This window comes from Myxococcales bacterium, from assembly GCA_016716835.1.
GTDB lineage: Bacteria > Myxococcota_A > Polyangia > Haliangiales > Haliangiaceae > JADJUW01.
Window position 1 is genome coordinate 503154 of the sequence record JADJUW010000001.1, and the last position, 13699, is coordinate 516852.

Below are 13699 nucleotides of genomic sequence, written 5' to 3' on the forward strand. Positions count from 1 at the left end.
GTACGGCTTCGCGAGCCTCGTTACAGCCAGACGGCTGCGCCTCGGCCTCGCTGCAGGCGTGCACCACAATTTCCTCCACTCACGACGCTCTGTTATCGGCTTTGCCAGATCTTTTATTTTGCGTTACTGGTTGGTTAGTCTTCTTCTCTTCGGTGCCGCCCTCAGCGCGTGCACGGAGGACCTGCCGCCCGTGCAGCCGGTGGATCTTAGTGCGTGCCGCGCGGCGCCGCAGGGCGAGCCGTTCGCGCTGTCGGAGGAGGTCGCGACCCAGGTCAACCTTGACCTCGCCTTTCACGATGGCGTGTTGTGGGTGGCCTATGATGGCGCCGCTGTCGACGGCAGCTCGGATTCCGATGTGTATGTGGCGCGGCTGGGCTGCGCGCAAACCTTGCTGGGACCGCCCGTGGTGGCCTCAACGGCCGCAAACACGCTTGATGGCGACCTATCCATCGCGGTCAATGGCAGCAGCGCGGTCGTCGCCTGGCTGGCCGATGACAAGGTGAGCAGCAATAACTTATCCATTCGAACCCGCGCCTATCATCCCGACGGCACGGCAATCGGCGCATCGGAGCTGAGGCTAGACCTGCAGGCCGAGGGTGAGGTCACAAGCGCCTGGGTGCCGCGCGTCACCAGCGCCGGCCTTGGCTTCTGGCTCGCGGGCACGCAGGTCGTGCCGTCGGCGAATACCTTTCAGCTCTTTGTGCATCGCCTCGATGAGGCCGGCCAGCTCAGCGGCGTGCGGTCGCATGCGGCGCCTGAGGCGGGCGTGTTTCATCACAATCCCGATATTCGCGTCGACGATGCCTCGATCATGCAGGTGCTTTTTGAGCGCGACGTCGACGGTGCCCTCAAGCTCGCGCAGGGCGCGTTCGTTGGCGAACACCTCGCGATCACCGATTTTGAGGCGGGGGCCAATGCGGCGTCCCCGCGCTGGGCTCGTGGCGATCGCGCCGCGCCCATGGTGCAGGTATGGGGCGCCAGCACCAGCCCCGGACCGGTCGGCTTGCGGCTTGAGACAGAGGGCGGGGCGCTGCTAGCCTCTGTAGGCGATCCCGGACTGCGCAATGTCCTGCCGGCTGCGGCCATGCATGGGCACGCGGGCCTGGTGAGCTGGCACGAGGCGATTTCGCCCACCACCAGCAGGGTGATGGCGGCGCCTTTTTCGGTGCAAGGCGGGGCTATCGTCGTGGGTGCGCCCCAGGAGGTTGCACCGCTGGCGCTAAGTTACGGCCCCGCGGTAGCGCACGTCGTGGACAATATCTATGTCGTCGGCTGGACGTTGACCAGTGCCGGGGATCGCCGTGCTATGGGCACCTTTTTCGTGGCGACGCCGCCTTAACTGGCAACTCAATTGGCCATTGCATCTCGCGTCAATTTCGCTAGGTTCCGCGCCATGAAGCGGATTTCGACGTTGGTGCTGGTTCCATCCATTCTTTTGGCGTGCGGCGATAATAGGCCACTCGGCGATGCAGACGCCATGGTGGACGCGCCTCCCGATGGGCCCAGTGTCATCGAGGATTGCGAGACGCCGCTAACCAACCAGAGCATCACGCTCACCAGCGTGCTTGGGATTTATGGCCGCGCCGCATTTGATGGCAAGACGGTATGGACGACCTATTCGACGCGTGAAATTGACGCCAGCGGCGATCCAACCAGCAGGCTCGGTACCTTTGCGGTGCGGCTGGGCTGCGACGGGCAATTAATTGGCGGCCCGCAGCGCATTTCTACGACCGCGTCTGCCAACGACACGCAGCCGCTGGTCGCGGTTTCCGGCAACGCCATCATGTACGCCTGGACCGGAGAGCTTGACCCTGACATTACCGCCTCCAACTGCACCGCCGGCAGTTGCCTGCGCGCGTTTGTCCGCAGCTACAACAAGAACGACGCCGCGTCGCCGATCCTGTTCAACGACAAGACGTTGCTCATGCGCTACGACGGCACCGCCTACAATCAAAACGTCTTGCCCTCAGGCCTCGCCGCGGGGCCCGACGGGCACTTTTACATCACGGGCGTGCGCGCGGTGTCCGACGCGCCAGGCTGGACGGTGTTTTTGCAGGAACTCGATCGCCAGGGCAATGGCGTAGGCGACGCGGTGCACCCGCTGGTCGAGACGGACGGCGCGGCCCACGGCCTTACCAGCGCCGCCCTCTATGATGACACCATCTATTTGGCATTTGAGCGTGAGGGCGCCGACGAAAGTTCGTGGTCGGTCGCGCTGATGCGTCTCGACGCCGAGGATCGCGCGCCGATCGATACCGAGCCGACCATTCTGGGCGCGGGCACAAGGCCGTCGTTCGGCACCAAGGTCGAGGCCAACGCGCCGCTGCTGCTCGCCATGGGCACCGCGGCGGCAACCGGCCAAGCCGCGGTGCTCGATGCGCGCCTCCCTCAGTTCTCGATGACGCTTGGTTCGGTCGGCAATACGAACATCGCGCCGATGGTGGTCGCGCGCACCGGCGGCGGCGCCGTGGCGTGGCTGGAGCGCGATGGCGGCACCACGCGCGTGCGCGCGCTACCGTTTGCGTATGCCAACAACACGTTCACCCAAGGCAACGAGTTTGAGCTAACCGCCGCCGCCAGCGTCCACTACGGCGTCAGCATCACGCACGCCATCGACGATTATTACTTTATCACCTGGAGCGAAGGTGTTGGTGGCAACGACTTCCGGCTGCGCGGTAAGTATATCGAGCTGCCGACGCCGAACTGAGCGGCGGCAAGGCCGCGCACGCTTGCCAGTGCCCGTCACCCCTGCGCAACACATGCGTCGTCTCATCGGGGCGGTGGTCAGCGGCGCACGACCACATGCTTCGTCTCAGAGCTACGGCTGTTCGCGCTGCTCACGACGCCTTGCGCTCAGGAGGGCACCGCCTGCCAAATCGCTGGCGTCAACGTGCCTTAGCGAAACGCTCTGATCCGAACATGTGCCGCACGCCGCTTCTGCGCGCTATCGTACCGGCAAGTGGGCGCACGTTTCTTCCGCGAGCATAGATTGCAGGGAAGTGGTGCTGGCACCGAGCGCGGTGGATACCACAGCCGTCTCGCCTCACCCCGGAGGGCCGCTATCTGCGAGCAGGAAGATACGTGCGCCCACCTGCCGGTCAATAATCTATCTGCGAGCAGGAAGACACGTGCGCCCACCAGCCGGTACGCCTCGCGGTTGCACCTAACCGATCGAAGGGACAACACTAGCGCGTATTGGACGTAATCTCGTCCGGCGGGCCGATGTCGAGAAAGTCGACGCTGACGATTTCGACTTCGCGCTTGCCGCCAGGCGTGGTGATGGTGACGGTGTCGCCGACTTCTTTGGCGATGAGCCCTCGCACCATGGGCGCGCCAATCGAAATGCGGCCCTTTTTGATGTCGGCCTCGTGTTCGCCAACGATGGCAAAAGTCTGGCGGTCGCCCGATTCGGTTTCTTCAATCGTGATCGTCGCGCCAAACTTCACCCGGTCGCCCGACAGCTTGAGCGGGTCGATGACTTCCGACAGCGCGAGCTTGGCCTCGTATTCGCGGATGCGGCCCTCGATCATGCCTTGCTCTTCCTTGGCGGCGCTGTAGTCGGCATTTTCCTTGAGATCGCCGTGGCCGCGGGCGATTTCGATCGCCTTGGCGTTGTTCGGGCGCGCAACCTCTTTGAGGAACTTCAGGCGCTCCTTCATCCAGGTATAGCCGGCCGGCGTCATTGGGAATTTGTCGCTCATAAGGGCCTATTGGTACATCTGAAGGCTTTTCACCTGCAAGTCGTGGCGGCCAGAAGCCTCCATGGCGGCCACCGCGGCCTCGGCGCCGCGGATGGTGGTGAAGTACGGAATTTGATTGAGCAGGGCGGTACGGCGCAGCGATTGCGAATCCGTGATGGCCTGGGTGCCCTCGGTGGTGTTGATGACAAATTGGATCTCGTCGTTGTTCATCGCGTCGACGCAGTGCGGGCGGCCCTCGAGGACCTTGTTAATGGGGCGCACCTCGATGCCGGCATTGCTAATGACTTGCGCGCAGCCGGCGGTGGCGACCAGCGTAAAGCCCATGGCGCGCAGGCGCCGTGCCAGGTCCACCAGCGTCGGCTTGTCTTGATCGCGCACCGATAAGAAGGCGCAGCCGCTGGTCGGCAGCGGCGAACCGGCCGCCAGCTGCGACTTGGCAAAGGCGCGCGGAAAGTCGACGTCGATGCCCATCACCTCGCCGGTCGAGCGCATCTCGGGCCCGAGCAGGGTGTCGACGCCGTCGAATTTGACGAACGGAAAGACGACTTCCTTGACCGAGACGTGCTGCGGGGTGATTTCGCGGACGCCTAGCTCGGCTAGCGTCTTGCCCCACATGACCTTAACCGCGATCTTGGCCAGCGGCGCGCCGATGGCCTTGGAGACAAACGGGATGGTGCGCGAGGCGCGCGGGTTGACCTCTAGAATGTAGACGGTGCCGTCGTGCACTGCGAATTGTACGTTCATGAGGCCCACCACGCCCAGCTCCACCGCGAGCGCACACGCCTGCTGCTTGACGATGGCGATGATATCGGCCCCGAGCGAATACGGCGGCAGCGCGCACGCCGAGTCGCCGGAATGGATGCCGGCCTCTTCGATGTGTTCCATCACGCCGCCGACGATCACGGCGCCAGTCTTGTCGGCGACCACGTCGACATCGAGCTCGACGGCGTCAGCGAGAAATTGGTCAATGAGCAGCGGAAAGCCAATCGTTCCGCCAAGCGCCTCGCCGGCGCGGTCGGCCGCGCCGGTGGTCGCGGCATGGGTGCCGGCGCCCAGCACGCGTTCAAAATACGACTCGAGGCCGCGCGCGTCGTAGACTCGCTCCATGGCGCGACCGCCCAGCACATAGGATGGGCGTACCATCACCGGAAAGCCAATCGCCGTCGCCGCGGCGCGCGCCTCGTCTAGGCTGCGCGCAATGCCCCACGCCGGCGCACGCAGCGCCAGCTTTGCCATTACCTCGCCAAAACGCTCGCGGTCTTCGGCGCGATCGATGGCATCGGCGCTGGTGCCAAGAATCGGCACGCCGGCCTCGGCCAAGGCCACCGCGAGCTTGAGCGGCGTTTGGCCGCCAAACTGCACGATGACGCCGGTGGGTTTTTCGAGATGGCAAATCTCCAGCACGTCTTCCAGGGTGAGCGGCTCGAAGTACAAGCGATCAGAGGTGTCGTAGTCGGTCGATACCGTTTCGGGGTTGCAGTTGATCATGATCGACTCAACGCCGAGCTCGCCCAGCGCCATCGCGGCGTGGACGCAGCAATAGTCGAACTCAATGCCCTGGCCGATGCGGTTGGGGCCGCCGCCCAAAATGATGACCTTGGGGCGGCTGCTTGGCTTTGCCTCGCATTCCTCTTCATACGTCGAATACATGTAGGGCGTGTGCGCGGCGAACTCGGCGGCGCAGGTGTCGACGCGTTTGTAAACCGGTCGAATGCCGAGCTCGTGGCGCTTGCCACGCACGGCGGCCTCGGTGATGCCGAGCAAGGCGGCGATGCGGCGATCGCTGGTGCCGTGCGCCTTGAGCGCGCGCAGGCTTGGGGCGATGGCTTCCAGGCTGCCGGCCTCGGCGACGGCGCGCTCGCCCAGCGCCATTTGCTGAATTTGCACCAAGAACCACGGGTCGATGCGGGTCAGCTCATGCGCGCGCTCCACGGTCATGCCGAGGTAAAAGGCGCGGCCAAGCAGCAGCAGCCGATCGGGGCCGGCGATGGCGATGGCGCGCGATAGCTCGCCGAGGTCGTCGTTGTGCGACGCCGTCGGCAGGTCAAACCCCGCGCGACCGGTTTCCATCGAGCGAATTGCCTTGCCGAGCGCCTCGCGAAACGTGCGACCGATCGACATCGCCTCGCCGACGGATTTCATCTGCGGACCGAGCACGGCGGTGGCGGCAGGAAATTTTTCAAAGGCAAAGCGCGGCATCTTGACCACGACGTAGTCGATCGACGGCTCAAACGACGCCGGCGTGACCTTGGTGATGTCGTTGGTGAGCTCGTCGAGGGTGTAGCCAATGGCGAGCTTGGCGGCGATCTTGGCAATTGGAAAGCCCGTCGCCTTAGACGCCAGCGCACTCGAACGCGAAACGCGTGGGTTCATCTCGATGACCAATTGGCGACCGGTTTTTGGATCGACGGCAAACTGCACATTGGAGCCGCCGGTGGTGACGCCAATCTCGCGCATGACGGCGATCGAGGCGTCGCGCATGCGTTGGTATTCCTTGTCGGTCAGCGTCATGGCCGGCGCCACGGTGATGGAGTCGCCGGTGTGTACGCCCATCGGGTCGAGGTTTTCGATCGAACACACGATGACGGTATTATCGTTTTTGTCGCGCACCACCTCGAGCTCGAATTCTTTCCAGCCGAGGACTGACTCTTCGATGAGGATTTGGCTGACCGGGCTTTGGTCGAGTCCGAATTGGACCATGCGGTCGAATTCTTTGGTGTTGTAGGCAATGCCGCCACCCGAACCGCCCAGCGTAAACGACGGCCGCAGGATCGCGGGAAAACCGATGTCGTCGATGCAGGCCCGCGCCTCGGCGACGGAGTTCACCAGATACGAGCGCGGCGAGGCGAGGCCAATGCGCGCCATGGCCTCTTTAAACAGCGCGCGGTCTTCCGCCATCTCGATGGATTTGACCGAGGCGCCGAGCAGCTCCGTGCCGTGCTTGGCAAGAATGCCTTGCTTGTGCAGCTCGAGCGCGAGGTTGAGCGCGGTCTGGCCGCCGAGCGTCGGGAGCACCGCGTCCGGCCGCTCTTTCTCGAGAATCTTGTCGAGCACCGCCACGGTGAGCGGCTCGACATACGTGGCGTCGGCTAACTCGGGGTCGGTCATGATGGTGGCCGGGTTGGAATTTACCAAAATGACGCGCAGGCCCTCGGCGCGCAGCGCCTTGCACGCCTGGGTGCCCGAATAGTCAAACTCGCAGGCCTGGCCGATGACAATGGGGCCTGATCCGATGATGAGAATGGAGCGTAAATCGGCGCGGCGTGGCATGGCCGGACTCTACCGGACGGCGTGCTAGATCTCTAGCGTTCCGCAGGCATGGTTGCCGCGGCGGCCGGCGTGACGCCGGGCTGCGCATGGGGCAAAAATCGAGCTAATTGACGTCGTCGGCTTCGTGCTGCAGCTGTGCCAAGAGCTGGGATACATAGCCAGACGCGACCGTGGCCCTGGCGAGAGGACAGAGGGTCTCGAGCAGCGTCTGGCGGACGTCGGGATCGCGGATGAGCGCCGAGGCGACCATGTCGAGGCACTCGCGCGGATCGGCGCAGCTGGCGACGATGCCGCACAGCGCGTCGCCGCTCTCACCGAGATGCGGTTTCATGCGGTGGCAGATTTCCAAGAACTCGTCGCACCGGGCCTGCATGGCCGTTGCATCATAGACGGCATCTGCGACGGCGCTAACGCACGCCACGCGGTAGGGCTGGGCAGGCGGCTGCTCGCGGTTGATGACGGCGCGCGCCACGCCCTGGACCAAGATGTTGTAACGGCCATCGGCTAGCTCTTCACAGGCGACGATGCGCCCGATGCCGCAAATAGGCACCACCGGCGGCCGACCCTCGTAGCTCGCCTCAAAACCAGGTCGCAGCCGCGCGATGCCGAGCATGCGATCGCCCGCGAGGCAGGCGGCGATCATGGCGCGATATCGCGGCTCAAAAATGTGCAGCGGCAATAAACCGCCGGGCAATAAGACGACGCCCCCCAGCGGGAAAATCGGCAGCTCCGCGGGTACCTCGCTCATGTTAGCCCCAGACGTCAAGGCAGGCGCCGGTCAGCGCGGCGGGCGCGTCGGCGGCGAGAAATTCGATGGTGCGCGCAATATCGTCCGGCGACATGGCGGGTTTGGCCTCCGGCAGGCCCTCGCGCAGCATGGCCGTATCGACGCTGCCTGGACATACGGCGTTGACGCTTACGCCGACGACGCGCAGTTCCTCGGCCAGCGCCCGCGTAAAGCCGACGAGGGCGTGCTTGGCGGCACAGTACGCCGCCAGCATCGGCGTGCCTTCTCGGCCCGCGATAGATGCGACCGAAATAATTCGACTGCCGGCGCGTCGCAGATCAACGGCGAGCGCGCGATAACAGTAAAACGCGCCGTCGACATTGGCGGCGAACATTGCGCGCCACTGTGCGTCGGTCACTTCATGCGTCGCGCCGCGCATCACGGCGCCAGCATTGTTGACCAATATATCAACCGGGCCGAGCTGCTGATGCGTGGCCAACGCGGCTTGGGCCACGGCATCACTGCTGCTGACGTCGCAGACCACCGCGATGGCCTTGCCGCCGCGGTCACTGATTTCCTTGGCCACCGCCAACAAGTCGTCCTTGCGGCGCGCCCATAACGCCACCTGGGCGCCGCGTCCCGCCAGGGCTAGCGCGGTGCTCCGACCAATGCCGCGGCTGGCGCCGGTAACCACGGCGATCTTTCCGGCGAGCGTCATCGGGCGATCCTAGCACCTAATGCGCTAAAGGAAAGCAGCTACGGCGGGTCGACGTGCTTAGCGCAAGCCCGAAAAAAGGGCCGCCACGATTTCATCTTGGAGTTGCCGCGCGTCGGCCTTCGCGGCGATGGGCATGTCATTGACAAAGATGGCAAACGCAATAGGGTCCAGGGTGTTGGTGCCGATGATGCCCGCCAACGTCGACACTCGATCGAGCGTGCCGGTTTTGCCGCGGACATAGCCACGCACCGGCATGTCGTAGTAGCGGCTGGCGAGCGTACCATCATGGCCGCCGATGGCGAGCGAGGCGATAAATTCGGGTTGCAGGCGCCAGGATCGCATGCCGGCCGCGATGACCGCGACGAGTTGCGCCGCTGAAACCGCGGAGGCATCATAGAGACCCGAGCCGTTTTCGAGGCGCACCGACGCGGTATCAATGCCGAGCGAGGCGAGCATGTTGGTGGCGGCGCGCTGGGCATCGCCCCAGGTTGCCCCCGAGGCGCCAGCGCCCACCGCGCCCGTGGCCTTGAAAATCATTTCGGCGACAAAATTGTTGGAGTGCTTGCCGACCGCGCCGAGAATTTGAGCGAGTGGGGCGCTCGTATGTGCCGCCACCAACGTGAGCGCGGGGGGCGCGATCCGTCGCCCGGCGGGGGCAGCGGCCTTGATGCCCTGCTTGCGCAGGTAATAGACGAAGCATTCGGCGGCGACGCGCGCCGGCGACTCCAGGCGACGGCGTTGTGAAATCACGCCATCGCGGCGCGCCATCGAGCCGCGGACTTCGATTTCTGTGATCATGGCGCCGTCCTTGCCGCGCTGTGGCCGCGCCCACATCATCATGGCGCTGCGGCGATCGTCGCCAACGACGATGGCGGCGGCCTTCACCTTGATCGCGCCGAGGGTGGGCGGATGCACCTCAATGGCGGCGCTGCCACCGTTGCCTGCAAGGGCCTCGACGCGGACAACGTTGCCGTTGACCGAAAGCGCCGAGGTCGAGGCGCGAAACGGGGCGCGCTCCTCGGGCGCGTCGTCAAAGCGCGGCGGATCGCCGACGTCATCGAACATGCCGTCGTCCCAATACACCTGACGCACGGTGCGCACACCTCGGGCCGCTAGCGCCTTGGCCAGCGCTGATAAGTCATCCTCGGTCAGCGTCGGGTCGCCGCCGCCGCGCAAGAACAAGGCCTCAATGGTGCCCGCGCCAGCATGGTAGCCCTTGGCGTAGACCGCGGTGGTGAAGCGATAGCTTGGGCCGAGCACGGTGAGTGCCGTGACGGCGGTGATCAGCTTGGCATTAGACGCGAGATTGTATGGCGCGTCGCCATCGCGCTGATACAGGATGGCCCCGTCGGCAAGCCGCTGCGCAAATACCGCGATGCGTGCCTGTGCCAGGCTCGGGGTGGCTGCAATGCGCGCATCGATGTGCGCGGTGATCCACGCCTGCTTGTCGGTCAAGAAATGCGGCGGCGGCGCGCCCTGCGTGGGCGCTTCGGCGGCCGCAACAGCTGGCCCCGGCGCTTGCCGCCTGGACGCGGTTGCGATCATACTTGTCGCGATTGCCGACAACCCCGCAACAAACGCCCAGGCCTGGTAGGTTCGCACCCGGTCAGCCTACCATGCTTGCCTGCCTGGTGGGCCTTGCGGCGCTTGCCGGGGCGTGCGAACGCAAGGTGCGACAGACGGCGGATGACACGATCGTCATGCTCGTCGAAAAGGCGATGAAGACGGCCGATGGGCGCTACACGTCCAATGCGTACGATCAAAAACTTTCGCGCTTGGTGACGCGCGGGCTGACGACGCTCGACCCCCTCTCGCTCGAGCCCACGCTAGATCTCGCCGCCGCCATTGAGATGCGATCGCCGACGGAGGCGTGGGTGACGCTGCGACCGGGCCTGCGTTTCTCCACCGGCACGCCGCTAACTGCCGATGACGTCGCGTTCACGTACCAATCGATCATCGCGCCGGGCAGCGATAGCTCGCTGACGACGGCGACGCGCGAAAAATTTGTCGACGTCACCGCCGTGGATGCGCGGGTGGTCCGCTTTACGCTGCAGGCGCCGCTCGCCACGTTGTGGTCCGATCTTGAGGTCGGCATTGTGTCGCGTGCGGCCGCCGACGCCAAGGGCCAGTTCGCCGGTGGGCGCGTCGTTGGTGCGGGACCGTATGTCCTGCAAGACCTCACGCCGCAGCGCGCGCGGCTCGTCGTGAATCCGTATTTTGATGGGGTGCCGCCGCGCACGCCCAAGATCGAGATGCGCTTTGTCACCGCCCAACCCGCGCGCGCCTTGATGATGGCCGGTGGCGCCGCCGATTTGGTGCAAAACGCCATCCAAGTCGATCTGCTCGACGATTTGGCCAAGCGACCGCGGCTCGTCATCGAGACCGCGCCCAGCGTCATCTTGACCTATCTCATGATGAACCATCGCGACGCGGCGCTCGGCAACGTGCGCGTACGACGTGCCATCGCCCACGCCGTCGACCGCCCGGGCATCATTGCCGCCAAGTTTGGCGGCCGGGCGGTGCTCGCGACCGGGCTCATCGCGCCGACGCATTGGTCCTATTTTGGCGACGTCGCGACCTATGCCTATGACGTGGCGCGCGCGAAGGCGCTGCTCGATGAGGCCGGCTACCCGGACCCCGACGGCGAGGGCCCGTTGCCTAGGCTGTCGCTTGTCTACAAGACCAGCTCGGACCAGTTTCGCGTCGCGATCGCGCGCGTGATCGCGGCGCAGCTTGGCGCCGTCGGCATTGCCGTCGAGGTGCGCGCGTTTGAATTCGCGACCATGTTCGCCGACGTCAAGCAAGGCAACTACCAGCTCGCGTCGATGCAGACCTCGGAAATTACCGACCCTGATTATCTCTATATCTATTTCCACAGCGCGCAGGCGCCGAGCAAGACCAACCCGAATGGGACCAATCGGTGGTTTTACGCCAATCCCGCGTTCGATGCCTTGTGCGAGGCGGGGCGGCGCGAGCTCGACCGCGGCAAGCGCCTCGACCTCTATCGCCAGGCCCAGGCGATCTTCGCGCAGGATGTGCCGGTCGTCCCGCTATGGCATGAAGATAACATCGCGGTGCGCAACATCACGCTGCAGGGCTACGAGCTCTCAGCCAATGCGCGGTTTGGCGGCCTCACGGTCGCGGCTAAGCCGTGAGCCCGCGCGTTGGCGCACCGTCCTGGCCTTACGCCGCGGAGCGCTGCTGGTCGAGGAGAAACTTTTCGCCCGCAACGTAGTTGACGACCACGGGAATCCCCATGAAGGCGAGCCCAACGGTGAACGCGTCATCGGCATCTTCGCGCAGCCATACCACCACCGCGGCGAAACGATACGAGCGAAGTTGCGTGCCTGGCGCCGCTTCGTTTTCGGAGGTGGCGCGCGGAAACGTCAGCGAGGTGGTCGCCGGTCGGGGTTCGTCCGGATGTGCCATGGCGATTTCGATGATGATTTCAAGCGCGTCGCCGATGCTGACATACGGCGCGGCATGGCAAATGAGGCCGCCCGGTGACAACTCGGAAATGGCAATTGGATCGCGCAGGCCGTCGCCGCGCATGGTGGCGGGCATGCAAACCGTCTGGCGGCGAAATTGGCGGCCATCAAGGCCCGGCGCCGCAAACAGACCCTCAACCTGACCGACAAGGTCGATTTCGTCCCAAGTCAAGCCTAAAGCGGCGCGGCTCTTGGCGAGCAGCTGACGGTAGTGAAAGACGAGGTCGAGGAGGTTCATGACAGAAACTAAAGCAAACCTGGTGCCAAGCCGCGAAGCCGAGCCGATCCCTGAACATCGTGCCAAAGGCTGGGGGACCCCATGGGCTTTGGCGGCGGTTAGCGGCGCAAGTTACCGAATACGCGCGGCGCCCAACTTGTCGCAGGCACGTAGCTGATGAGTAGCCTCCCGGGGTAACGCTCACCACGCTGATGTATTTGTCACACGGTGGGTGTGAGGTAGGGTGGCAAAATGACCGAGTCGCTGTTTGCCCACGCCGCCGCGCAAAGCCGGCTCGGGCAGCCCTTGGCCGAACGGATGCGGCCGCGCACGCTGGCCGAGATGGTCAACGCGAGCGCCATCATTGGGGGCCCTCGGATCGTCGAGCGGTTGGCGGCGGGCCACATGCCACCCTCGATGATTTTGTACGGGCCGCCAGGCACAGGCAAGACGACGTTTGCGCTTTTGCTCGCCGATGCGGCGGGGCGCGCGCGGTGGTTTTGTCGGCGGTGCAAAGCGGCGTCAAGGAGTTGCGCGAGGTCGCCGCCGAGGCGGAGTTACAGCGCAGTCACTACGGTCGGCAAACCCTGCTCTTTGTCGATGAGATTCATCGCTTCTCCAAGACGGGGCAGGATGCGCTATTGCCGCACGTCGAGCGCGGCGTGTTTATCTTGTGCGGCGCCACCACCGAAAATCCTTCGTTCGCGCTCACCGCGGCGTTGCTGTCGCGATGCTTGCTGTTGCGCTTTGAGCCGCACGATGATGAGGCCTTGCGCAACATCGCGATGCGGGCGCTCAGCGATGCGCAGCGCGGGCTGGGCGCGCAGGCGCTAGCGCTTGCCGATGACGGGGCCGCGGCCTTGGTGCTGGCGGCAAGCGGCGACGCGCGGCGCTGCTTGGGGCTGCTCGAGATCGCGGCCGAACGTGCGACGTCGAGGGGGCAAGGCACCATCGAACAGGCGGACGTGCAAGCTGCCGCGGAAGGCTCCGTGTGGGGGCATGATCGCCGCGGCGATCAGCACTACGCGCTCGCCAGCGCCTTCATCAAGAGCCTGCGCGGTTCGGATGCGGACGCGGCGGTGTATTGGATGGTGCGCATGCTGGAGGCGGGGCAAGAGCCACGGTTTGTCGTGCGACGCATGGTCATCTTTGCCTCAGAGGACGTCGGCAATGCGGATCCCCAGGCCCTGGCCGTGGCAACCAATGCGCAGCGCGCCTTTGAATTTCTCGGGATGCCCGAGGCGAGCTTTGCGCTGACGCAGGCCGCGATCTACCTCGCGCTCGCCCCCAAATCAAATACGGCCTTGACCGCGTACGCCAATGCGCGCCGGCTGATGAAGGAACACGGCCAGCTGCCGGTGCCGCCAAAGCTGCGTAACGCCTCGTCGACGGTGGCCAAGGTGCTTGGGCACGGGGCTGGCTACCAGTATCCGCACGATTTTGCCGGGGCCTACGTCGCCGAAAGCTACATGCCCCAGGCCCTGGAAGGCGCCCAGATCGTCGTTCACGCCCACCAAAACGGGTTCGAGCAAGAACTTGAGTCTCGACGCCGCAAATAAGGTGTGGTACCGACGTCGC

At 64.9% G+C, this 13699-nt stretch carries 9 protein-coding genes and 1 pseudogene; 4 read left to right on the forward strand and 6 right to left on the reverse strand.

Going from position 1 to position 13699, the window contains the following annotated elements; all coding sequences use genetic code 11:
• Positions 1-190 precede the first annotated feature (190 nt).
• The gene (locus tag IPL79_02135) at positions 191-1339 is read left to right on the forward strand and encodes a hypothetical protein (GenBank protein ID MBK9069799.1); all 1149 of its coding nucleotides are present in this window, start codon (positions 191-193) and stop codon (positions 1337-1339) included.
• 54 nt (positions 1340-1393) lie between these two features.
• Positions 1394-2707 carry a hypothetical protein gene (locus IPL79_02140; protein MBK9069800.1) on the forward strand — a complete coding sequence of 438 codons (1314 nt, stop codon included), beginning with the start codon at positions 1394-1396 and terminating at the stop codon, positions 2705-2707.
• A gap of 478 nt (positions 2708-3185) precedes the next feature.
• On the opposite strand, the gene greA is transcribed toward IPL79_02140, so the two are convergent.
• The 5 genes from greA to dacB form a co-directional block, all read right to left on the reverse strand.
• On the reverse strand, positions 3186-3701 hold the full coding sequence (gene greA, locus IPL79_02145) for a transcription elongation factor GreA (GenBank protein MBK9069801.1): 516 nt from the start codon (positions 3699-3701) through the stop codon (positions 3186-3188).
• 6 nt (positions 3702-3707) lie between these two features.
• A complete protein-coding gene (gene carB / locus IPL79_02150; GenBank protein ID MBK9069802.1) occupies positions 3708-6971 on the reverse strand; it encodes a carbamoyl-phosphate synthase large subunit in 3264 nt (1087 codons plus the stop codon).
• A gap of 103 nt (positions 6972-7074) precedes the next feature.
• On the reverse strand, positions 7075-7719 hold the full coding sequence (locus IPL79_02155) for an LON peptidase substrate-binding domain-containing protein (protein MBK9069803.1): 645 nt from the start codon (positions 7717-7719) through the stop codon (positions 7075-7077).
• 1 nt (position 7720) lies between these two features.
• Complete coding sequence (locus IPL79_02160; GenBank protein MBK9069804.1) at positions 7721-8416, reverse strand: SDR family oxidoreductase; 696 nt, start codon at positions 8414-8416, stop codon at positions 7721-7723.
• Between the two features lie 57 nt (positions 8417-8473).
• Complete coding sequence (dacB, locus tag IPL79_02165; protein MBK9069805.1) at positions 8474-10018, reverse strand: D-alanyl-D-alanine carboxypeptidase/D-alanyl-D-alanine-endopeptidase; 1545 nt, start codon at positions 10016-10018, stop codon at positions 8474-8476.
• 14 nt (positions 10019-10032) lie between these two features.
• Between dacB and IPL79_02170 the strand changes: the two genes are divergently transcribed.
• The gene (locus IPL79_02170) at positions 10033-11571 is read left to right on the forward strand and encodes an ABC transporter substrate-binding protein (protein ID MBK9069806.1); all 1539 of its coding nucleotides are present in this window, start codon (positions 10033-10035) and stop codon (positions 11569-11571) included.
• A gap of 28 nt (positions 11572-11599) precedes the next feature.
• Here the strand turns inward: IPL79_02170 and IPL79_02175 are convergent, their stop codons facing one another.
• Positions 11600-12142 (reverse strand): hypothetical protein, encoded by a 543-nt coding sequence (locus tag IPL79_02175; GenBank protein ID MBK9069807.1) that lies wholly within the window; start codon positions 12140-12142, stop codon positions 11600-11602.
• A gap of 231 nt (positions 12143-12373) precedes the next feature.
• Here IPL79_02175 and IPL79_02180 point away from each other — a divergent pair.
• Positions 12374-13680 (forward strand): annotated as a pseudogene (locus IPL79_02180) (replication-associated recombination protein A).
• The last annotated feature ends 19 nt before the right edge of the window (positions 13681-13699 follow it).